We start from the raw sequence: 21,811 nt of genomic DNA, 5'->3' as shown, positions 1-21,811 counted from the left end.
GGCCGGCGGTCGAGCGCGTGCCGCGTCCCGGTCAGGCCCGGGCCGCGTCCGTCATACGGCGGCGGCGTACGGCGAACACCACACCCGCGCCCGCCGCGACGGTGACCGCGGCGGCCGCCCCGAGCGCGCCGACGGGCACGTCGGAGCCGGTGGAGGCGAGGCTGCCGGCCACGTCGCCCGTGGTGGAACCGGTCGTGCCCGCACCGCCGGTGGTTTCGCCGGTGGTTCCGCCGGCCGTGTCGCCCGTGCTGCCACCCGTGCCGCCCGTGCCACCGCCCGAGGCCGGGTCGGCGTCCGGGAGTTCGGCGTCCTCGGTGAGGGCCACCGCGAGGTCGACCGGGTCGAGTTCGGCGCCGGCCCGGTAGAAGCCGCCGAAGGCCTTCGCGCCCGCCTCGGTGAGGGTGGCGGTGACGCCGCCGACGGTGATGACGTCGTCCTTCGCGGTCAGGTCGGCCGACTTGGGCCCGAGCTCGGCGAGGGTCACGTCGCCGGACTTCTCACCGAGGCTGTCGACGTCGGCGGTCAGCTTGCCGGAGCCGCCGTCGATCTCCGCCTTCAGGTCGCTGAGGGTGAGGTCGAGACCGTAACCGCCGTTGTCCTCGTGGCCCTTGAAGTTGACCGAGCCCTTGAAGGAGGCCTTGAGGGTGTCGGCGTCCGTGTCGTAGGTGCCGGTGGCGTCGGGGAAGGTGAAGACGCCGTTGCCGGACGCCTGCGCCGCCCCGCCGGAGACGGTGACCTTCCCCTTGGCCACGCCGTCCACGACGTACGTACGGAAGGACTGCTTCACGCCCCAGCCGAGCGTGCCGTAGCTGATCCTCCCCTTGGTGGCGGCCTCGGTGGGCGAGGGCTTCGGGCTCGTGGAACCGGTCGGATCCGTGGAGGGGGAGGGGGTGCTGGACGGCGTGGCCGGGGGAGTCGTCGAGGGGGCGGTGGAGGGGGTGTTCGTGGGGGTGCCCGAAGGGGGCGTGGGGGTCGGCGACCCGGTCTTCTTCTCCACCACCGTCAGGGGGTCGCCGGCCGCGCCCGTGTACGAGGCGCTGCCGAAGACGTCCCCGGCCTCCTTGGTCAGCCTGGTCGGCATGTCCGCCATGGTGCGGGTGACGGTGACCTCGGCGAGCGGCACATCCTGCCGGGTCGCGCTCGCCCTCGTCACGTCGGCCGTGATCGTGGCCGCCCTGCTGTCGAACTTCAGGTCGGACAGCGAGAGTTCGAAGCCGTGCGCCTTGGAGACGATACCCAGGGAACCCTCGAAGCCGAGAGCGACGGTGTGGGCCTCGGAGTCGTAGCTCCCGGTGCCGTCGACGAAGGTGAAGACACCGTTGCCCTCGGCCTGCGTGGCACCGCCCGCGGGCGTGAAGGCGCCGGCCGCCGTGCCGGTGACGTAGGTGCGGTACGACTCCTTGATGCCCCAGGTCAACTCGTAACCCTTGAGCGGCACTTCGGCGGCGGAGGCGGATGTCGCGGCGAGCGCGGTGGCGCCGAGCGTGACGGCGGTCGCGCAGGCTGCGGCGAGGACGGTGGGGCGGCGGCGGTTGGCGGCCATGATCGTGGATCTCCTGGAGTCAGCGTGCGGGAGTCCGCCCGGCCGGAACCGGCGGACGGCGAGGGGGAGTTCAGTTCTTGTCGGACGCGTCGGACGCGTCAGGTACGTGGGATGCGTCAGGTACGCGGGATGCGTCGGCCGCCGGGCTCGTACGGCGCCTGCGCAGGAGCAGGAAGGCGGCGGCGACCGCGGCCAGGGAGGCGGCCGTGAGGCAGATGGGCAGGACGGGGACGCCCGGGTCGCTCGCGGTGGCCTCGGTCTTTGGCCCGGCCGCCTTCGGCTCGGCGGCGGCCTTCGGAGTGGCCGACCCGGTGCTGCCCAGGTCGGGCAGGGCGGGCAGTTCGGCGTCGGCGGTCAGGGCGGCGGCGAGGGAGACCGGGTCCATCTCCGTGCCCGCCCTGTACATCCCGCCGAAGGCCTCGGCACCGGCGGCGGTGAGCTTCGTGGGTGCCTCGGTGATCCGGGCGAGGCCGTCCTTCGGTGTGAGGTCCTCGGCGGCGAAGGTGACGAGCGGCACCCTCTTCCGCGTCTTGCCCGCGCTCACGACGTCGGCGTACAGCGTGCCTTTTCCGTCGTCCGTGACCTCGGCGCGGATCCCGCCGAGCCTCAGGTCGAGGCCCTGTGCGCCGGTGAAGCGGACGGCTCCGGCGAAGGTCGCGTCCAGGGTCCGCCCCTTCTCGTCGTACGTGCCCGTGCCCGCGGGGAAGCGGAAGAGCGCGCCGCCGTCCTGCGCGCCGCCGGTGAGCTTCCACCCGCCTTCCGCGATCGCCCCGGTGACGTACTCGCGGAAGGTCCTGCGCACCCCCCAGTCGACGGCGCCGCCCTTGATCCGGCCCGAAGTCTCCTTGTCCGACTTCGACTTCGGCTTCGGCTTCGACTTCGGCTCGGACTCGGCCGAGGACGGGGACGGGGTGCGCGTCGGCCCGGCGGCCGCCGCCCGCACGTCCGCGGAGAGGCTGACCGGGTCCAGGGCGGTGCCCGCCGTGTAGTACCCGGCGAAGGACTTGGCGCCCTGGGCGGTCAGGGTGGCGGGCAGGTTGTTCAGTTGGACGGCGTCGCCACCGCCCTTCATGTCGATGCCGCCCAGGGAGAGGGAGGCGAAGGGCACCTGCGAGGACGTCGTGACCGCCCCGGTGCCCTTCGCCTTGCTGGTGATGTCGACGTAGAGGGTGCCGCCGTCGCCGGCCAGGCGGACGGTGGGGCGGCTGATCGTCAGGTCGAGCTGGTGGGTGCCGTTGCCCTGTTCGTGCCCGAGGAAGTGGACCCCGCCGGAGAAACCGGCGGTGAAGGCACCCGTGGAACCGTCGTACGTGCCGGTCGCCGAGTGGAAACGGAACTGGCTGCCGCCGACCGTGGCCGCTCCCCCGGTGAGGGAGAAACCGCCGTTCGCTGTCGGGCCGGTGACGTAGCTCTGGAAGGAGGATTTGATGCCCCAGTCCAGGCGGCCGCCCTGCACGGTGCGACTCGCCGCGTGGGCTTGGGCGGCCGGGAGCAGCGTCGCGAGGACCGCTGCGAGGACCGCTGCGCAGAGCAGGGGCACGTAGGCGCGTGGCTGGGGGCGGGCTGGCATGTGTCCTCCGGACCGGGCGGATCTGGCCGCTTCCTGGGAAGTAAGGCAAGGCTAACCTAAGCTATGTTCGCTGTTGCGGGAAGCGGTGGATGAGCCGGAGGGGCTGCGGGTGCTTTCGCCCGACCGTTCGTTGTGGCTGGTCGCGCGGTTCCCCGCGCCCCCGACGGGGCGCAGCCCTCCGGAAGGTCTCGCTCCACCAGTCAAGCGAAAGGAACTACGCGGCCGATGCGACGCATGCGTGGACGAGTGGCGGGTGCGCTGCTTGCGGTACTTATGGTGGCGGGCTGCAGCTCGCAGGAGGCGGTGCCCGAGCGGCCGGCCGCGAAGGCGGGCGCCGTCGCGGACCGGGTCGAGCCCCTCGCGGACACACCGGAGCCCCGGCTCCCGGTCACCGTCCGCTCGTCCGACGGGCACGACGTGACGGTCCGGGACGCCGAGCGCATCGTGCCGCTCTCCGGCGGCCTCAGCGAGATCGTCTTCACCCTCGGCCTCGGCGACCGGGTCGTCGCCCGTGACATCACCGCCACCTTCGCGCAGGCGGAGGAACTGCCGGTCGTCACCCGCAACCACGACGTCTCCGCGGAGAGCGTGCTCTCCCTCAAGCCGGACCTGGTGCTCGCGGAGGCCGCCACCGGGCCCGCGGAGGCGATGGGCCAGATCCGCGACGCGGGCATACCCGTCCTGGTCGTGGCCCCGGCGCGGGGTCTCGACGACGTGGGCCCGCGTATCCGGGCGGTGGCCCGCGCCCTCGGCGTGCCGGCCGCGGGCGAGGAACTCACGAAGCGTTCCGCGCAACGGCTCGCCGCCGTGCGCGAGGACGTCCCGAAGGACACCGACGAACCGCGCGTCGCCTTCCTGTACCTCCGCGGCTCCGCCTCCGTCCATCTGATCGGCGGCAGGGGCTCGGGGGCCACCTCGCTGCTCGAAGCGGCGGGTGCCGTGGACGCGGGCGCCGCGTCGGGTCTGGAGAAGGACTTCACCGCGATCACCACGGAGGCCCTCGCGCGGGCGGCCCCCGACGCGATCCTCGTCATGTCCAAGGGGCTGGAGTCCGTCGGCGGCGTCGACGGACTCGTCAAGATCCCCGGCGTGGCCCAGACCCCCGCCGGGACGGACCGCCGGATCGTCTCGGTCGAGGACGGCGTCCTGCTGAACTACGGGCCCCGCACGGACGCCGTACTGAAGTCCGTCGTCAGCCAGTTGTACGGGGACACGAAGTGACCGCGCCCGGCCCGGCCTCGGCGGACCGGATCGCGGTGGCCCGGGTCGCGCCCGCCGCACCGGACGTCGCCACGCCGGACGCCATGGCACCCGCCGCCCCCGCGCCGGAAGTCGCCACACCCGCCGCCTCCGCGCTGGACGCCTCCGTGCCCGCCGCCTCCGTGCCCGATGTCCCCGTGCCCGCCGCCTCCGTGCCCGATGTCCCCGCGCCAGACATCCCCGGACCCGACGTTCCCGCATCCGATGCCCCCGTCCCTGACGCCGCCGCGCCGGACGCCCCCGCATCCGATGCCCCCGCACAGGACAGGGCGTCCGCCGAGGAGCCGGGGCCGGGGAACCGGGACGCCGGGAAACGGGCCTCCCCGGCTTCGGCCGCCTTCGCCCGTGGCCTCACCGCCCGTCCCCGCCCCCGTCGCAGTGTCCCCTGGCTGCTCACCGCCGGACTGGCCGTCCTGCTCCTGCTGCTCACCCTCGCCTCCGCCGGGCTCGGCGCGTACGAGATCCCGCCCGGCGACGTCCTCTCCTCCCTCGCGCACCGCGCCGGTCTGGGCGGCGGCGCGCTGGACCGCGTGCCCGAGTCCGTGCTGTGGAACGTGCGCTTCCCGCGGATCGTGCTCGCGCTGCTCGTCGGTGCCTCGCTGGGCTGCGCGGGCGCGCTGATGCAGGGCGTGTTCGGCAACCCGCTCGCCGAACCGGGCGTCATCGGCGTCTCGTCGGGCGCGGCCGTCGGCGCGGTCGCCGCGATCTCGCTCGGCCTCGGCTTCCTCGGCACCTGGACGGTCCCGGCCTTCGCCTTCGTCTCGGGGCTCGGCACGGCGCTGCTCGTGTACGCGATGTCCCGCTCGGGCGGCCGTACGGAGGTGGTGACGCTGATCCTCACCGGCATCGCGGTGAACGCCTTCGCGGGCGCGCTGATCGGCCTGTTCATCTTCCTGGCCGACACCGCGGCGGTGAACCAGATCACCTTCTGGCAGCTCGGCTCGCTCTCCCAGGCGACCTGGCCGAAAGTGCTGGCCGTCCTGCCGTGCGCGGTGGCCGGCCTCACCGTCGCACCTCTGTACGCGCGCAAGCTGGACCTGCTGGCCCTGGGCGAGCGCCCGGCCCGGCACCTGGGTGTGGACGTCGAACGGCTCCGGATCGTGCTGGTCCTGGTCGTCGCGCTGCTCACCGCGGCGGCCGTGAGCGTCTCCGGCGTCATCGGCTTCGTGGGCCTGGTCGTCCCGCACCTGCTGCGCATGGCGGCGGGCCCGGGCCACCGTTTCCTCCTGCCCGGGAGCGCCCTGGGCGGTGCGGTGGTCCTGCTGGCGGGCGACCTCGCGGCGCGCACCGTCGCCGATCCCGCCGAGCTGCCGCTCGGTGTGCTGACCGCGCTCTTCGGCAGCCCGTTCTTCTTCTGGCTGCTGCGCAGGACCCGTCGCAGACAGGGAGGCTGGGCATGAAGTCGCCACGCATGAAGTCACTGGACCCGAGGGCGCCGGGCGGCGGGTGGCTCCGGACGAGGACCGTGTCGCCGGGGCCGGTGGCTCCCGGCGACGTGCTCGCCGAGGCGTCGGCCCTGCGGGTCGGACTCGGCGGCCGTGAGGTGCTGGCGGGCGTGGACGTCGTGGCCCGCGCGGGCGAGGTGCTGGCACTGGTCGGCCCCAACGGGGCCGGGAAGTCCACCCTGTTGGGCGCCCTCGCCGCCGATCTCCCGGCCGCCGCCGGTGTCGTACGCGTCCACGGGCGCCCCGTGTCCGGCTGGTCGGCGCACGAACTGGCCCTGCGCCGGGCGGTGCTCCCCCAGTCCGCCTCGCTCTCCTTCCCGTTCCCGGTCGAGGAGGTCGTACGGATGGGGCGGGCGCCCTGGGCCGGACGGCCCGAGGAGGCCGAGGACGACGCGGCGGTGGCTTCGGCGATGGCGGCGACGGAGGTGACCGGGTTCGCGGACCGGCCCTTCTCCGCGCTGAGCGGCGGCGAGCGGGCCAGGGTCGCGCTCGCCCGGGTGCTCGCGCAGCGCGCCCAGCTGCTGCTGCTCGACGAACCGACGGCCGCGCTGGACCTCAGGCACCAGGAGCTGGTGCTCCGGGTGTGCCGGGAAAGGGCGCGCGCGGGGGACGCGGTGGTCGTGGTGTTGCACGACCTGGGTCTCGCGGCCGCGTACGCGCACCGGGTGGTGATCCTGTGCGCCGGGCGCGCGGTCGCCGACGGGGCGCCCGCGGAGGTGTTCACCGACCGACTGCTTTCGGACGTGTACAAGCAGCCGGTGGAGGTGTTCCCGCACCCGCGCACGGGTGGGGTCGTGGTGGCGCCGGTGAGGGGCTCTTGACCCGCGTTTGACTGTTTCGTGGGGGTGGGATTGAGCCGCCGTGACCGGACCGTGCTCATACACCGTCCATGAGATCCGAATCACTGGACGAGCGGCTTTCAGTCAGGTAAGCCTCAGATAAGTTAGGCCAGCCTCACCAAGCACCGAACCCAAGCACCGAACCCGCGCCCCGTCCCCGCGTCACCCGCGTCACCCGTGCCACCCGCGTCCTCCCCGTGAACTCTGGAGCCTGCATGCGAGCCGTCCGACTCTCCGTCGTCACCGCCGCCGCGACCGCGGCGGCACTGGCCGCCGTCACGGGATGCACCGAGAAGAGCGGCGCGGCCGGCGGGGACCGGGTCGTCGAGGTGACGGCCACGGACACCGGGTGCGAGGTGTCGAAGAAGGAGTTCCCGGCCGGGCACGTCCAGATCGACGTGACCAACAAGGGCTCCAAGGTCACCGAGGTCTACCTCCTCTTCCCCGACGACCGGATCGTCACCGAGCGCGAGAACATCGGCCCCGGCACCAGCCAGAAGGTCACCGCCGAGGTGAAGGCCGGCGACTACCGGATCGCCTGCAAGCCCGGCATGAAGGGCAAGGGCATCCGGCAGGACGTCACGGTCACCGGCGCCGGCAAGGTCGCGAAGCGCGACCCGCGGCTGGACGCGGCGGTCGCCTCCTACCGGCAGTACGCCCAGGAGCAGGCCGACGGGACGCTGCCCGAGGCCAAGGTCTTCACGGATGCCGTCAAGGCCGGTGACGTCGAGGCCGCGAAGAAGGCGTACGCGCCCTCGCGCATCGGCTGGGAGCGGACCGAGCCGGTCGCCGAGTCCTTCGGTGACATCGACCCGAAGGTCGACCTGCGCGAGGACGGTCTGGAGGAGGGGCAGGACCTGGAGAAGGACTGGACGGGCTGGCACCGCCTGGAGCGCTCGCTGTGGAAGGACGAGAAGCTCACCGACCGGGACTCCGAGCTCGCCGACCAGCTGATGAAGGACCTCACCGACTGGCAGAACCGCGTCGGCAAGGCGGAGATCACCCCGACCTCGATGGCCAACGGCGCCAAGGAGCTCCTCGACGAGGTCGCCACCGGCAAGGTCACCGGCGAGGAGGAGCGCTACTCGCACACCGACCTGGTCGACTTCAAGGCGAACGTGGAGGGCGCCGAGAAGTCGTACGAGCTGCTGAAGCCGGTCGCCTCGGAGAACGACGCGGCGCTGACGAAGGAGCTCGACACCCAGTTCGCGGCGCTCGACACGCTGCTGGACAAGTACCGCAAGGACAAGAGCTCCTACGAGTTCACGTCCTACGACAAGGTCGGCAAGGCGGAGCAGAAGGAGCTCTCGGACGCGGTGAACGCGCTCGCGGAGCCGCTGTCGAAGCTCGCCGCCGCCGTCGTCGCGACGAAGTAGGGACGGCCATGACGGACACGCCCTCCGGGAAGACCGGACAGGTCGCGGCGGCCGGGGAGCAGCCGGCGGGCGAAGAGCGCCCGGTGGCCGGGGGAGCCGCGGCGGCAGGGGAATCCACGGTGGCCGAGCAGGCTGCCGCGGGTGCTCCCTCGCGGCGCTCGGTGCTCGGCTGGGGCGGTGCCGGGCTCGCGCTGGGCGCCGCCGCGGCCGGTGGCGCCGTGGCGGTGGCCCGGGCGGGCGACGACACCCAGCCGGCCGCCGCGGAGTCGGGTGCGGCGGTCGCCTTCCACGGTGTGCACCAGGCGGGCATCGCCACCCCCGTGCAGGACCGGCTGCACTTCGCCGCGTTCGACGTGCGGACGACCGACCGGGCCGTGTTCGTGCAGCTGCTGAAGGACTGGACCGAGGCGGCCCGGCGGCTGACCGCGGGGCAGGCGGTCGGCGAGGGCGCGTACGGCGGACTGGCCGAGGCGCCGCCGGACGACACCGGCGAGGCGCTCGGCCTCAAGCCGTCCCGGCTGACCCTGACCATCGGCTTCGGCCCCTCCCTGTTCGAGAAGTTCGGCCTCGCGGACCGGCGCCCCGAAGCCCTCGTCGACCTGCCGAAGTTCGCCGGCGACAACCTCGACCGCGCCCGCAGCGGCGGCGACCTGTGCGTGCAGGCCTGCGCGGACGACCCGCAGGTCGCCGTGCACGCGATCCGCAACCTCGCCAGGATCGGCTTCGGCAAGGTCGTCATCCGCTGGTCCCAGCTGGGCTTCGGCAAGACCTCGTCGACCACTCCGGACGCCCAGACCCCCCGTAACCTCATGGGCTTCAAGGACGGCACCCGCAACATCGCGGGCACCGAGACCGGCCGGCTGAAGAAGTTCGTGTGGGTCGAGGACACGGACACCGGCCCGGACTCGGCCTGGATGACGGGGGGTTCGTACCTGGTGGCCCGCCGCATCCGGATGAACATCGAGACGTGGGACCGGACCTCGCTGCAGGAGCAGGAGGACATCTTCGGCCGTGACAAGGGCGAGGGCGCCCCCGTCGGCCGGGCGAAGGAACGCGACGAGCCGTTCCTGAAGGCGATGAAGCCCGACGCGCACGTACGGCTCGCGCACCCCGACACCAACGCCGGTGCCACCCTCCTGCGCCGCGGCTACTCCTTCACCGACGGCACCGACGGGCTCGGCCGCCTGGACGCGGGCCTGTTCTTCCTCGCCTACCAGCGGGACGTGCGCAAGGGCTTCGTCCCGGTCCAGCGGAGCCTGGCGGCCGACTCGCTCAACGAGTACATCCAGCACGTGGGTTCGGCGGTGTTCGCGATCCCGCCCGGCGTCCGCGACAGGGACGACTGGTGGGGCCGTGCGCTGTTCGCGGCGGCTCCCGGCGACGGTACGAATTCCGCCGGTACGAATTCCAAGGAGGCGTAGGCCGTGTTCGGCAACTATCTGATCGGCCTGCGTGAAGGGCTCGAGGCGAGCCTCGTCGTCTGCATCCTCATCGCCTACCTGGTGAAGACCGGCCGCCGGGACGCCCTGAAGCCCGTCTGGGCCGGCATCGGCGTCGCGGTCGGGCTCGCCCTTGCCTTCGGCTTCGCGCTCGAATTCGGGTCCCAGGAGCTGACGTTCGAGGCACAGGAGGCGCTCGGCGGCTCCCTGTCGATCGTCGCGGTCGGCCTGGTGACGTGGATGGTCTTCTGGATGCGGCGCACCGCCCGGCACCTGAGGGCCGAACTGCACGGCAGACTCGACGCGGCCCTGCTGATGGGCACGGGCGCACTGGTGGCGACCGCCTTCCTGGCCGTCGGACGGGAGGGCCTGGAGACGGCCCTGTTCGTGTGGGCGTCCGTGCGCGCGTCGAACGACGGCACGCAGGGTCCGCTGATCGGCGTGCTGCTGGGCATCCTGACGGCGGTGGTCCTGGGGTGGCTGTTCTACCGCGGGGCGCTGCGGATCGACCTCGCCAAGTTCTTCACCTGGACCGGCGGCATGCTGGTGGTGGTGGCCGCGGGGGTCCTCGCGTACGGCGTGCACGACCTCCAGGAGGCCGACTTCCTGCCGGGCCTGACGGACAAGGCCTTCGACATCAGCACCACCGTCCCGCCGGACAGCTGGTACGGCACGCTCCTGAAGGGCGTCTTCAACTTCCAGCCCGATCCGACGGTCGTCCAGGTCCTCGTGTGGATCGCGTACCTGGTACCGACGCTGGCCTTCTTCCTGGCGCCCTCGCGGCCGCGGTCCGGCCGGAGCGCGGCCGGGGCATCCGCGCCGGTGCGCGAGGAGGCGTGAGACCGGTCGCGGTAGGGTTCGCCTCCGGGATTCGGGGATTCGGGAAGCGGAAGGTGACGGGACTCGATGAGCAGGGATCGCGGCCCTCGTAGGCCTCGGAGGCCTCGTGGTCTTGGCCGGAGCGCGCTGGCGGCGGCTTCGGTGACCGTGCTGTCGGTGACGGCGAGCGGGTGCGTGGTGGTGCACGGGGAACGGGAGATCCTCCCCGGGGCCACGAAGTCCGAGGCGGCGCGTGCCCTGTCGGACTTCACCGCCGCCTACAACAAGGCGAACGGCGCCAACGACCCGACCCTGGACGCGGACCGGGTCACGGGCGCGCTCGGGGACATCGACGGGGCGAAACTGCGGGCCGGCGGCAAGAACCAGCCGGGCGGCAATCCGAACTACGTGCCCCTCGAACTGACCGACACCGAGTTCACCATTCCCGAGAAGGCGGGCTGGCCGCGCTGGTTCGTCACCGACTCGAAGGCCAACAAGGGGCGCGGCGAGGACCGTTGGCTGCTGGTGTTCACCCGCGGCGACGCGAACGAGCTGTGGCAGGTGTCGTACCTGACGATCGCCGCCGCCAAGGACATACCGGAGTTCGCGAAGGACGAGGACGGCTGGGCCCAGCCGGTCGCGGCAAACGCGGCGGACCTGGCGGTCGCTCCGGGAAAGCTCCCGCAGCGGTACGCGGCCTACCTCAAGGACGGCGGCGACGCTTTCGCGGCCGGCGCGCACACCACCCGGTGGCGCTCCGACCGGAAGAAGAACGCGGCCCGCCCCGGCCTCGCCCAGCAGTACATCGACGAGCCGCTCGCCGCCGGCGACTACGCCCCGGTCGGCCTGCGCACCGCGGACGGCGGCGCCCTGGTCTTCTTCACCACCCGCCACTACCAGAAGCAGACGGCGGCCCCCGGCGTCCCCATCAACGTCACCAACGCCGACGTGAAGGCCTTGATGGCGGGCGACCCGAAACAGTCCCTGACCCTGGAGTCGACCAGCAACCAGGCGGTCCTGAACCCACTCCGATCAGCCCAGAACCCCAAGGTCCGGTTCGTGAGCCGGATCCAGGGCCTGACAGCGGCGAAGGGCGAATAGGAAACACGAAAAACGGCGCGGTCTTTTGCCTTTCACCCTTCAGGGGCGCGGGGAACGGCGCGACCAGCCACAACGCACCCGCAGACGATCGACCGCCCCGACGGGGGTCACCCCCGCAAAGGCCAGGCGGCCGCCTGCTCCCGCTCTCCCCCCACATACCGCGCACACTCGTCCGTCAGCACCTCGAGCAACGACAGCGGATCCGGCAACGGATGCTCGGGCCCCCGCAGCCACTGCACCGTCAGCTCCCCCGGCAGCCGCGCGGGCGGCACCAGCACGTACGACCCACGGCAGTGCCACCGCAGCCCCGGATGCTCGTCCATCGTCTCGGGATGGCAGTCCAGCTCGCACGGCCACCACTCGTCCTCGTCCTCCGGCGTCCCCCGCGTGGCGGTGAAGAAGAGCATCCGGTCGTCCCCGGACAACGCGACGGGCCCGACCTCGATCCCCGAGCCGAGCAACCGCTCCAGCGCCTCCCGCCCGGCCTCCACCGGCACGTCCAGCACGTCGTGCACCATGCCGGTCGCGGTGATGAAGTTGGCCAGCGGCTGGTGCCGCGCCCACCGCTCGATCTGCGAGCGGTCGGTCGTGGACTGCGTCTGCCAGGCGAAGGAGACGGGGTGACGCGCGGGGGTCGGACACCCGACGCGGTCGCAGGAGCACCGGTACGCGGAGGGATGGGCGGCGGGCGCGAGCGGCAGTCCGGCTCCGGCGGCGGCGAGCAGCAGTTCCTCACGGCCCGCGGAGTCGTCCGCGGCATCCGGTCGTGGGCGCCGGCCGCGCAGCCACTGGGAGATCCTGCCCTGCCCGCCGGAGCGGCCGTCCGTCTCTGCGCTCATCGATCCCCTTGCCTGGCTGTTGTGCGGGACTGCCTGTTCCATGCTGCCACCATCCTGCGCCCCGGGGGGCCGGAGCCCGCATCCGGGGTGGACGGGGCGATGCCCGCCCGCGGGGCTCATCGAGTGTCATTGCATACTTTGATGCGATTTACCGGCCTACGGTGTCGGCATGGTCACACGGACTGCGCTGACGGGTATCGCCGGTCTCACGTCCCTGGCCCTCGCGGGACAGGGCGGAGCGGTCGCCCCGCTGGAATGGGGCGCCGGCCCCCTCACGGTGTCCGCGCTGCCCCGCGTCGTCTACACGGCGCACCGCGGCGGCGCCCGCGAGGTTCCGGAGAACAGCATGACGGGACTCATGGCCGCGTACGAGCGCGGCACGGCCCAGGTCCTCGACCTGGACACCCGGATGCTGCGCGACGGCACGATGGTGGTCATGCACGACGCCACCCTGAACCGCACGACCTACACGGGCGGTCCGGTGCACGCCCTCGACCGGCACGACTGGCAGGGGGTCCGGCTGCGCCCCCGGGCCGCGCTGCCCGGCAGCTGGCGCTCGGAGCGGCCGCCGACGCTCGCCGAGGTGCTGGACCGTTTCGGCGGGCGGGTGGTGCTGATGCTGGAGGCCAAGGACCCGCGGAGCCTAGGGGCCGTCGCCGCCCTGCTCAGGGAGCGCGGCCTCACCCGCTCGGTGCTCGTCAACTCCAACCACCCGGCGCTGGCCCTGCGCACCCACCGGATGGGCCTGCTCTCGCAGTTGTGGCGTTCGGCCCGGCAGATGCGTACGGACCGGCCCGAGCGGTGGCGGCCGTTCGTGGACGTCCTCGACGTGGACCACCGGGCCCGCGACCGCGATCTCGTACGGGCCGTGCGGTCCGGCATCCCCCGCGTGTGGGCGCACACGGTGGTGACGCCGGCGCAGCGCGACCGCGTCCTCGCGCTCGGCTGCGACGGCGTCATCACGGACGCGCCGGGACGCCTGGCCCGTGCCCGTGCCCGCGCCCGTGCGCTGACGCGGGCCAGGGGTCAGCGAGGGGCGATGCCGTAGAGGGCGTACTCGACGAGCGTGTTCGCGTACGCGTGGTCGAGGGGGCCTGTCCCCTGCAGCCAGCGCTGCGCGAGCGGCGCGACGAAGAGGTCGCGGGCGATGTACGGGTCCACGTCCTGCCGTACCTGGCCGGCCTCCCGGGCCGCCCGCAGGCGCCGTGCGTACAGCTCCAGCGAGGGCATGAGCAGGGTGGCCACGAACTCCCGCGCGAAGACCGGGTCGCTCACGCCCTCCGCGGCGAGCGCGCGGGCCGGGGCGTCGTACCGCGGGTCGTTGAGCTCGTCCACGGTGGCGCGCAGGACCGTCTTGAGGTCGGCCTCCAGGTCGCCGGTGTCGGGGATGCCGTCGTCTTCGGCCCAGCCTTCGGCCCCGGCCGCCTCGGCCGCCTGGGCGCCGAGGTCGACGAAGGCCTCCATGAGGACCTCGGCCTTCGACGACCACCAGCGGTAGATGGTCTGCTTGCCCACGCCCGCGCGGGCCGCGATGCCTTCGATGGTGGTCCTGGGGTAACCGATCTCGCCGACGAGGGCGAGGGCGGCGGCGTAGATCGCGCGGCGGGACTTCTCGCTGCGGCGGGTGGAGTCGGGGGGCATGCACCGAACCTACCAGCCGGGCAAGACGACGCGTCTCGCCAGAACGTTCTCCGCCCCCGCCGCCCCTTCCCGTCCCGACCTCGGGGGCTCCGCCCCCGAACCCCCGGTCCTCAAACGCCGGACGGGCTGAAAAATTCAGCCCGTCCGGCGTTTGAGGACGAGCGCGCAAGCGCGATTGCGGGGGTCTGGGGACGGCAGCCCCCAGGGACGGGACGGGAAGGGGCGGCGGGGGCGAGGAAACTACGCCGGCGGCCACCCGTCGCCCCAGGACGCGTCCCGGGCCTCCTTGTAGAGGGCCCCCTGCCGCTTCGTCACGGTCGAGCGGACGATCCGCTCCCCGGTCGAACACAGATCCAGCAGCACCTGCCCCTTACGGATCTGCGGCCGCCGCACCACCCGCGAGGAGACCGGCGAAGCCGGAAACCGCGTCGCCGCGACATAGCTGAACTTCTCGTCCTCGTACGCCAGCGAGCCCCCCTTCACCTGCCGGTGCAGCGACGACCGGCTCACCCGCGCCGAGAAGTGGCACCAGTCCTCCCCCGGCACGATCGGGCACGCGGCGCTGTGCGGACAGGGCGCGGCGACCCGGAACCCGGCCCCGATGAGCCGGTCGCGGGCCGCGATGACGCGGGCGTACCCGTCCGGCGTCCCGGGCTCGACGATCACGACGGCCTGCGCGGCGGCCGCGGCGGCGTCCACGACCTCGGCGCGCGCGGTCTCCGTCAGCTCCCCGAGCACGTACGACACCGTGACGAGATCACTGCTCCCGATCGTGAGCGCCGCTCCGATCCGGGAGCGCCGCCACTCGGCGGACCGCAGCAGCGCGTTGCTCGACGCCAGTTCGCGGCCCAGGGCGAGCGCCGGGTCGGCCCAGTCGAGCACGGTCACCGGCCGTTCCTCGGGCCAGGTCGCGTTCACCGCCCAGGTCGCCGCGCCCGTACCGCCGCCCACGTCGACGTGGCTGCCGGGCACCCACTCGGGCACGGCGTCCGCGAAGGCGTCGAGCGCGGCCCGTACGGCCTCGAAGGTCGCGGGCATCCGGTACGCGGCGTACGCGGCGACGTCCGCGCGGTCGCGCAGGATCGGGGCGTCGGTCGGGGTGGTGCCCCGGTAGTTCGCGATCAGCCGGTCGACGGCCTGCGCGGCCACCTTCGGAGGCAGTCCGTCGAGCAGTCCCGCGAGGGCGGCGCGCAGGATCTCGGCCGGGGAGCCGGCGGAGGCGTGGGAGACAGGGGCGTTCACGAGGGGAGTCTACGAGGCCCGTACCGGCCTCGGCGCACCCCGCGGGCACCCCGCACGCGCCCGTACGTACCCCGCAGGCGTCCTCACGCTCCCCGGACCGCCCTGGCCAGCCGTGTGGCCGCCGCCGCCCGGGGCCCGTGGTCGGCGGGCCGGCGGCGCGGGTGGACCGTGTTCGCGAGGAGCACCAGGAACGTGTCGGTCGACGGGTCCAGCACCAGCGACGTGCCCGTGAAGCCCGTGTGGCCCGCCGCTCCGCGCCCGGCGAGGGCGCCCATGAACGACGGCCGGTCCAGGGCGAAGCCGAGGCCGGGCGGGGACAGGAGCAGTTCGACGTAGTCGGGGCCCAGGATGCGGGCGGTGCCGTAGGAGCCGCCCGCGAGGAGGGTGCGGCAGAAGACCGCCAGGTCGCCCGCCGTGGAGAAGAGGCCGGCGTGGCCCGCGACTCCGCCGAGCGCCCACGCGTTCTCGTCGTGGACCACCCCGCGCAGCATGCCCCGGTCGGCCTTGGCCCAGGGCCGCCGCTGGTCCTCCGTGGCGGCCGCGCCCGGGCAGGGCCCGAAGGCGGTGGCGGTCATGCCGAGCGGCCGGGTGATGCCGTCCCGGACGAGGGCGTCCAGCGGGCGCCGGGTGATGCGTTCCAGGACCTGCTGGAGCAGGAGCATGTTGAGGTCGGAGTAGCCGTACGCGCCGCCCGGCGCCGTCACCGGTTTCTCGGCCCGCAGGAGGGCGAGCCGCGCCCTGTCGTCCGGGCAGTCGTACAGCGGGAGGTCGGGACGCAGCCCCGAGGTGTGGGTGAGCAGGTGCCGCACGGTGATGCCGTACTCCGCGGCGGCGGTGAAGCCCGGCAGGTACGCCCCCACGCGCGCGTCGATGCCCAGCGTGCCGCGCTCCAGCTGCTGCACGGCCGCGACGCTCGTGAACAGCTTGGTGAGGGACGCCAGGTCGAAGGGCGTGCGCGTGGTGGTGGGCACCCGTTCCCGGCGCGGCAGTTCCACTCCCGCGTCCGCGTCCTCGTCGTAGGCGCGGTGGCGCACCGCCCAGCCCGCCGCCTCCTCGACGGCGACCACGGGCCCGCGCCCGGCGACCAGCACGGCGCCCGCGGCCCAGGGCCGGTCCCCGTCGGTGAGCCCGCGGAACTCCCTTACGAGACGGTCGAGTTCCCCGGGGTCGAGCCCGGCGCGCTCCGCCGTGCCGGGACGCAGTCTCGGTGCGCTCAGCTCCCCGCTCCCTTCGCTTCCGCCTGCTTCCGCCAGGGACGGCACAGTGCCATGAAGCAGCCGACGGCCACCAGGGAACACACGAGCTGGACGACGGCCATCGGGACGGCCGTGTGCTCCCCGGCGATGCCCACCAGGGGGGTGGCGAGCGCGCCGACGAGGAAGGAGGACGTGCCGAGCAGCGCGGACGCGGAACCCGCGGAGTGCCGGGTGCGCATGAGGGCGAGCGCGTTGGTGTTGGGCATGCACAGGCTCATCGCCGACATGAGGACGAACAGTCCGGCGGCGATCGGCACCAGCCCCACCTCGCCGAACACCCCGGCGGACATCAGGAGCAGCGCCGCCGACGCGACCGTGATGACCGCGAGACCGACCGCGAGCACCTTGTCGAGGCCGACCCGGCCGACGAGGATCTTGCCGTTGACCTGGCCGACGATCACCAGGCCGACGGAGTTGACGCCGAAGAGGATGCTGTACGTCTGCGGGGAGGCGCCGTAGATCTCCTGGATCACGAACGGCGACGCGGAGATGTACGCGAAGAGCGCCGCGCAGGCGAAGCCGCCGGTGAGCATGTAGCCGGTGAAGACGCGGTCGGCGAGCAGCGCGCGCATGGTGCGCAGGGCCTCGAAGGTGCCGCCGTCGTGGCGCTGCGCCGGCGCGAGTGTCTCGGGCAGCAGCCGCCAGACGACGGCGGTGAGCACGATGCCGATGACGGTCAGGACGTGGAAGACGCCCCGCCAGTCGGTGATCCGCAGCACCTGTCCGCCGATGAGCGGCGCGACGATCGGCGCGACGCCGGAGATCAGCATGAGGGTGGAGAAGAACCGCGCCATGTCCACGCCGTCGTACAGGTCGCGTACGACGGCCCGCGCGATCACGATCCCGGCGGCGCCCGCGAGGCCCTGCAGCAGCCGGAAGGCGACGAGGAGTTCGACGGTGGGCGCGAGGGCGCAGACGGCGGTGGCGAGGATGTAGACGAGCAGTCCGGCGATCAGCGGGCGCCGGCGGCCCCACTTGTCGCTCATCGGGCCGACGACCAGCTGCCCGAGCGCCATGCCGGCGAGGCACGCGGTGAGCGTCAGCTGCACGGTGGCGGCGGACGCGTGCAGCGCGTCGGTGACCTCCGGGAGCGCCGGGAGGTACATGTCCATGGACAGCGGCGGTACGGCGGTGAGGCCGCCGAGGACGAGCGTGACCAGCAGCCCGACGGAGCGGCGGGCGGCCGGCGGCGGTACCGGCGGCACCGCCGCGGCGGTCGCGCTCTCCTCGGTCACCGTCGTGCCCGGTACGGGCGCCCTCGTGCCGTCCTGGTCCCGCTCGGGCATGTGCCCCTCCCTGTCCGTGTGATCCGCCACCTATGCTCTCAGCTCGTACGGGTGCTCTCGTACAGGTGGTCGAAGCGGTGGGCGTACGTCCACCGCCGTCGGGGCCGTCGGGGTCGTCGGCGGCACGGAGCGAGGGGTCGGGCATGGCTGTCGGGGTGACGGGGGAACGCGTGCGGTGGGGTGTGCTGGCGACCGGTGGGATCGCCGCGGCGTTCACCGCGGACCTGATCGATCTGCCGGACGCCGAGGTAGTGGCGGTGGCGTCGCGCACCGAGGAGTCGGCGAAGGGGTTCGCGGAGCGGTTCGGGATCCCGCGGGCGTACGGCGACTGGGAGTCCCTGGCGGCGGACGAGGAGGTGGACGTCGTGTACGTGGCGACTCCGCACTCGGCGCACCGGGCGGCGGCCGGGCTGTGCCTGGAGGCGGGGCGCAACGTGCTGTGCGAGAAGGCGTTCACGCTGAACGCGCGCGAGGCCCAGGAGCTGGTCGACCTCGCGAAGGAGCGCGGGAGCTTCCTGATGGAGGCCATGTGGATGTACTGCAACCCGCTGGTCCGGCAGCTGAAGGCGCTGGTCGACGACGGGGCGATCGGCGAGGTCCGCACGGTGCAGGCCGACTTCGGCCTCTCGGGGCCGTTCCCTCCCACCCACCGGCTGCGCGACCCGGCGCAGGGCGGGGGCGCGCTGCTGGACCTGGGGGTGTACCCGGTGTCGTTCGCGCACCTGCTGCTCGGTGAGCCCGCCCAGGTGACGGCGAGAGCGGTGCTCTCCGAGGAGGGCGTGGACCTCCAGACCGGCATGCTGCTCTCGTACGGGAGCGGCGCGCTCGCCTCGCTGCACTGCTCCCTGGTGGGCGGCACGTCGACCTCCGCGTCGGTCACCGGTTCCGAGGGCCGTATCGACATCCCGTACGGCTTCTTCCACTCGGACCGCTTCGTCCTGCACCGCGACGGCCGTGACCCGCAGGAGTACACGGCCGACGCGACCGACGGCACCCGCGCGAGCCTCAAGCACGAGGCGGTGGAGGTGATGCGCTGCCTGCGGTCCGGCGAGACGGAGTCCCCACTGGTCCCCCTGGACGGCACCCTGGCGGTCATGCGCACCCTGGACGCGGTGAGAGCGGAAGTGGGCGTCACCTACCCGAACGAGACCGTCTAGAGGGGCCGGGCCCCTTCAGGGGCGCGGGGAACGGCACAGTCTTTTGCCTTTCGCCCTTCAGCGGCGCGAGGAACGGCGCAGTCTTTATGTCCTTCGCCCTTCAGGGGCGCGGGGAACTGCGCAGTCTTTTGCCTTTCGCCCTTCAGGGGCGCGGGGAACTGCGCGACCAGCCACCACACCCCCGCGGCCGACAACGAACACGCACCCCACCCCCACCCCCACCGCAGACCGGGCGGAGCCCTACGCCGGCTTCAGCCCCTGATCACCCACCTCGGTGACGAACGACGCCGCGGTGGTGATCGGCGCCCCCGGCGTCGTCACCGCCGGCACCGTCTTGAAGTCGGCCCGCGCGATCTCCCGCCCGAGCGACACGGTCGTGTACCCCCGCCGTCCGTTGTAGAACTTCAGGTGCGGATTGGCGGCCATGTACGTCTCCCAGTTGGCCGGCTTCTCCGTCCCGTCCCGCCCGCTGGTGACGGAGGTCGTCACGATCTCCGTCCCCAGTGTCCGGGACGAGGGGTCGTCGAAGTCGTCCTTGATGTCGAAGGCGTACGCGACATGGACGTCCCCGGTGAACACCATCAGGTTCTCGATCCCGGCCGCCTCGGCACCCGCCAGCACCCGCGCCCGCGAGGCCCGGTAGCCGTCCCACGCGTCCATCGACATCCTGGAGGGCGGGTTCAGGTCGAACTTGCGCTGGGAGAAGATGACCTGCTGCGGGACGACGTTCCACAGCGCCTGCGAGTCGTGCCAGCCGTCGATCAGCCACCGCTCCTGCGCCGAGCCGGTGATGGTGCGCGCCGGATCGTCCGACTCGGGACCGGGGACGTCCGCCCCGTCGCCGTACGCCTGGTCCGAGCGGTACTGCCGGGTGTCGAGGATGTCGAACTGCGCGAGCCGGCCCCAGTCGAGCCGGCGGTACAGCCGCATGTCGGCGCCCTCGGGCCGCTGCGGGCGGCGCAGCGGCAGGTTCTCCCAGTAGGCCCGGTACCCGGCGGCGCGGCGCAGCAGGAACTCCTCCGGCGGTACGGAGTTCTCGGGGATGCCGTCCGCGTAGTTGTTCTCGATCTCGTGGTCGTCCCAGGTGACCACGAAGGGGTGGGCGGCGTGCGCGGCCTGCAGGTCGGGGTCCGTCTTGTAGAGGGAGTACCGCAGGCGGTAGTCCTCCAGCGTGATCGTCTCGTGGTTGAAGAGGTCGGGCAGCACGCGGTCGGTGTAGTTGCGGGCGCCGCCCACGGAGTCGACCGCGTACTCGTAGAGGTAGTCGCCGACGTGGAAGACCACGTCGACGTCGTCCTCGGCGAGGTGGCCGTACGCGGTGAAGTACCCGTCGTGGTAGGCCTGGCAGGAGACCGCGGCCAGCCGCAGCTCGTCGACGTGCGCGCGGGACGACGGGGCGGTGCGGGTACGGCCGGTCTCGCTGATCCAGCTGCCGGTCCTGAAGCGGTAGTAGAAGACCCGGTCGGGGTCGAGGTGTCCGACCTCGACGCGCACGGAGTGGTGGAACTCGGGGTGGGCGATGGCCGCCCCGCGTCTGACGACGTGCTTGAACCGTTCGTCGTGGGCCAGTTCCCAACGTACGAAGACGCGTTCCGGCGGCAGCCCCGAGTCGGCCTGGTACGGGGCGGGGGCGAGCTTGGTCCACAGCAGCACGGAGGCGGCCTGCGGGTCACCGGAGGCGACGCCGAGCGTGAACGGGTTCTCGGTGATCTTCGCCGCGTCGAACTCGGCGGCACCGGCCACCCCCGCGGTCGGCAGGTTGGTGGCGAACGCGAGCGCGGCGGCGGCGCCGCTGACGGTGAGGAAGCGGCGGCGGCCGAGGTGACGGGCGGCGGCGCGGAGTTCGGGGGCGTGCTGCGAAGGTTGCTGATGGCCTGCGAGTGACATCTGGCCCTCCCCTGACGGTTGTTGTACGAGGTATTGGAGTGGCCAGGGTCAACGGTGGACTGTCGGGTACACAACACCCAGATGTCGGACGTATGAGTTCCACATCGCGGATACGGCGGATTGCCGACCCCCTCCCGTACGCTGCGGGGCCATGGACGCCAACGCAACGAAGATCGCCGTCGTGACGGGCGCGGGTTCGGGAATCGGTCGTGCCGTGGCCGTGGAACTGCTGCGCACCGGCTGGTCGGTGGTGCTGGCCGGGCGCCGCTCCGAGCGGCTTGAGGAGACGGCGGCGCTCGCGCGGGCGGGTCTCGCCGAAGGCCCGCCCCGGGACGCGGACGGGCCGGCCGGGAAAGACGGCACGTCGTTGTGCGTGCGCGCCGACGTCTCGCGGCCCGAGGAGGTGGCCGCGCTCTTCGCGGCCGCGCGGGAACGGTTCGGGTGGCTGGACCTGCTCTTCAACAACGCGGGCACGTTCGGGCCCGGCGGCGTGCCGTTCGAGGAACTGCCGTACGACGCCTGGCGGCACGTGGTCGGCACGAATCTCGACGGGGCGTTCCTGTGCGCGCAGGCGGCCTACCGGCAGATGAAGGAGCAGGACCCGCAGGGCGGGAGGATCATCAACAATGGCTCGATCTCGGCGCACACGCCCCGGCCGCACTCGGCGGCGTACACGGCGACCAAGCACGCGCTGACCGGCCTCACGAAGTCGCTGTCGCTGGACGGGCGGCCGTACCGGATCGCCTGCGGGCAGATCGACATCGGGAACGCGGCCACCGACATGACGGAGCGGATGCGGTCGGGGGTGCTGCAGGCGAACGGGGAGGTGGCGGTGGAGCCGGTGATGGACGTGGCGGACGTGGCGCGGACCGTGCGGCACATGGCGGAGCTGCCGTTGGAGGCGAACGTGCAGTTCGCGACGGTGCTGGCCAGCGGTATGCCGTTCGTGGGCCGGGGATGACCCCCACCGGCGGGGCGCTGCGACAGCACCGGCGGTACCGACGGCACCGAAAGCACTGGGAACACCGGAAGCACCCGGGACCGCGATCCGCGATCTGCACAAGTGGAAGTAGTTGGTCCGGTTCATTCCGGGCGCTGGGAGGCATATGAT

18 protein-coding genes are annotated in these 21,811 nt (G+C 72.9%); 10 read left to right on the top strand and 8 right to left on the bottom strand.

The annotated features are described in order from the left end of the window. Nucleotides 1-31: 31 nt before the first annotated feature. Entirely contained in the window at nucleotides 32-1,543 is a 1,512-nt protein-coding gene (locus tag QFZ75_RS27490; RefSeq protein ID WP_307541048.1) for an HtaA domain-containing protein, read from the bottom strand. A gap of 70 nt (nucleotides 1,544-1,613) precedes the next feature. Beyond that, nucleotides 1,614-3,113, bottom strand: coding sequence for an HtaA domain-containing protein (locus QFZ75_RS27485; protein WP_307541046.1), 1,500 nt, complete (start codon nucleotides 3,111-3,113; stop codon nucleotides 1,614-1,616). Between the two features lie 234 nt (nucleotides 3,114-3,347). On the opposite strand from QFZ75_RS27485, the gene QFZ75_RS27480 reads away from it, so the two are divergent. The 7 genes from QFZ75_RS27480 to QFZ75_RS27450 all read left to right on the top strand — a co-directional run bounded on the left by QFZ75_RS27480 (nucleotide 3,348) and on the right by QFZ75_RS27450 (nucleotide 11,392). Continuing rightward, a complete protein-coding gene (locus QFZ75_RS27480; protein WP_373466064.1) occupies nucleotides 3,348-4,334 on the top strand; it encodes a hemin ABC transporter substrate-binding protein in 987 nt (328 codons plus the stop codon). A gap of 428 nt (nucleotides 4,335-4,762) precedes the next feature. Further along, nucleotides 4,763-5,773 (top strand): iron ABC transporter permease, encoded by a 1,011-nt coding sequence (locus QFZ75_RS27475; protein ID WP_307544822.1) that lies wholly within the window; start codon nucleotides 4,763-4,765, stop codon nucleotides 5,771-5,773. 11 nt (nucleotides 5,774-5,784) lie between these two features. After that, on the top strand, nucleotides 5,785-6,639 hold the full coding sequence (locus QFZ75_RS27470) for a heme ABC transporter ATP-binding protein (protein ID WP_373466063.1): 855 nt from the start codon (nucleotides 5,785-5,787) through the stop codon (nucleotides 6,637-6,639). Nucleotides 6,640-6,872: 233 nt separating this feature from the next. Further along, entirely contained in the window at nucleotides 6,873-8,033 is a 1,161-nt protein-coding gene (efeO, locus tag QFZ75_RS27465; RefSeq protein ID WP_307541041.1) for an iron uptake system protein EfeO, read from the top strand. An 8-nt stretch (nucleotides 8,034-8,041) separates the two neighbouring features. After that, nucleotides 8,042-9,454, top strand: a complete 1,413-nt coding sequence (gene efeB / locus QFZ75_RS27460; RefSeq protein WP_307541039.1) for an iron uptake transporter deferrochelatase/peroxidase subunit — start codon at nucleotides 8,042-8,044, stop codon at nucleotides 9,452-9,454. 3 nt (nucleotides 9,455-9,457) lie between these two features. Further along, on the top strand, nucleotides 9,458-10,312 hold the full coding sequence (gene efeU, locus QFZ75_RS27455) for an iron uptake transporter permease EfeU (protein ID WP_307541037.1): 855 nt from the start codon (nucleotides 9,458-9,460) through the stop codon (nucleotides 10,310-10,312). Between the two features lie 156 nt (nucleotides 10,313-10,468). Next, nucleotides 10,469-11,392 carry a hypothetical protein gene (locus QFZ75_RS27450; RefSeq protein ID WP_307541035.1) on the top strand — a complete coding sequence of 308 codons (924 nt, stop codon included), beginning with the start codon at nucleotides 10,469-10,471 and terminating at the stop codon, nucleotides 11,390-11,392. Between the two features lie 107 nt (nucleotides 11,393-11,499). Here QFZ75_RS27450 and QFZ75_RS27445 read toward each other — a convergent pair whose 3' ends face one another. Then, the gene (locus QFZ75_RS27445) at nucleotides 11,500-12,231 is read right to left on the bottom strand and encodes a bifunctional DNA primase/polymerase (RefSeq protein WP_307541033.1); all 732 of its coding nucleotides are present in this window, start codon (nucleotides 12,229-12,231) and stop codon (nucleotides 11,500-11,502) included. 169 nt (nucleotides 12,232-12,400) lie between these two features. Between QFZ75_RS27445 and QFZ75_RS27440 the strand changes: the two genes are divergently transcribed. Beyond that, entirely contained in the window at nucleotides 12,401-13,279 is an 879-nt protein-coding gene (locus QFZ75_RS27440; protein ID WP_307541031.1) for a glycerophosphodiester phosphodiesterase, read from the top strand. On the opposite strand, the gene QFZ75_RS27435 is transcribed toward QFZ75_RS27440, so the two are convergent. The 4 genes from QFZ75_RS27435 to QFZ75_RS27420 all read right to left on the bottom strand — a co-directional run bounded on the left by QFZ75_RS27435 (nucleotide 13,258) and on the right by QFZ75_RS27420 (nucleotide 17,656). Further along, the gene (locus QFZ75_RS27435; RefSeq protein ID WP_307541029.1) at nucleotides 13,258-13,872 is read right to left on the bottom strand and encodes a TetR/AcrR family transcriptional regulator; all 615 of its coding nucleotides are present in this window, start codon (nucleotides 13,870-13,872) and stop codon (nucleotides 13,258-13,260) included. The genes QFZ75_RS27440 and QFZ75_RS27435 overlap by 22 nt on opposite strands. 240 nt (nucleotides 13,873-14,112) lie before the next feature. Then, nucleotides 14,113-15,114: a small ribosomal subunit Rsm22 family protein gene (locus QFZ75_RS27430; protein WP_307541027.1), complete on the bottom strand. Its 1,002-nt coding sequence runs from the start codon at nucleotides 15,112-15,114 to the stop codon at nucleotides 14,113-14,115. Between the two features lie 83 nt (nucleotides 15,115-15,197). After that, nucleotides 15,198-16,376, bottom strand: coding sequence for a serine hydrolase (locus tag QFZ75_RS27425; RefSeq protein ID WP_307541025.1), 1,179 nt, complete (start codon nucleotides 16,374-16,376; stop codon nucleotides 15,198-15,200). After that, nucleotides 16,328-17,656: a multidrug effflux MFS transporter gene (locus QFZ75_RS27420; protein ID WP_307541023.1), complete on the bottom strand. Its 1,329-nt coding sequence runs from the start codon at nucleotides 17,654-17,656 to the stop codon at nucleotides 16,328-16,330. The genes QFZ75_RS27425 and QFZ75_RS27420 overlap by 49 nt, the downstream gene beginning before the upstream one ends. A gap of 143 nt (nucleotides 17,657-17,799) precedes the next feature. Here QFZ75_RS27420 and QFZ75_RS27415 point away from each other — a divergent pair, with 143 nt between their 5' ends. Continuing rightward, entirely contained in the window at nucleotides 17,800-18,813 is a 1,014-nt protein-coding gene (locus tag QFZ75_RS27415) for a Gfo/Idh/MocA family protein (protein ID WP_307541021.1), read from the top strand. A gap of 240 nt (nucleotides 18,814-19,053) precedes the next feature. On the opposite strand, the gene QFZ75_RS27410 is transcribed toward QFZ75_RS27415, so the two are convergent. Next, nucleotides 19,054-20,700 carry an alkaline phosphatase gene (locus QFZ75_RS27410; RefSeq protein WP_307541019.1) on the bottom strand — a complete coding sequence of 549 codons (1,647 nt, stop codon included), beginning with the start codon at nucleotides 20,698-20,700 and terminating at the stop codon, nucleotides 19,054-19,056. A 151-nt stretch (nucleotides 20,701-20,851) separates the two neighbouring features. Here QFZ75_RS27410 and QFZ75_RS27405 point away from each other — a divergent pair, with 151 nt between their 5' ends. Next, complete coding sequence (locus tag QFZ75_RS27405; protein WP_307541017.1) at nucleotides 20,852-21,661, top strand: SDR family oxidoreductase; 810 nt, start codon at nucleotides 20,852-20,854, stop codon at nucleotides 21,659-21,661. Nucleotides 21,662-21,811 lie beyond the last annotated feature (150 nt).

Origin of the sequence: Streptomyces sp. V3I8 (genome assembly GCF_030817535.1) — a bacterium.
Classification (GTDB): domain Bacteria; phylum Actinomycetota; class Actinomycetes; order Streptomycetales; family Streptomycetaceae; genus Streptomyces.
This window is presented reverse-complemented; position numbering and strand designations above follow the sequence as displayed.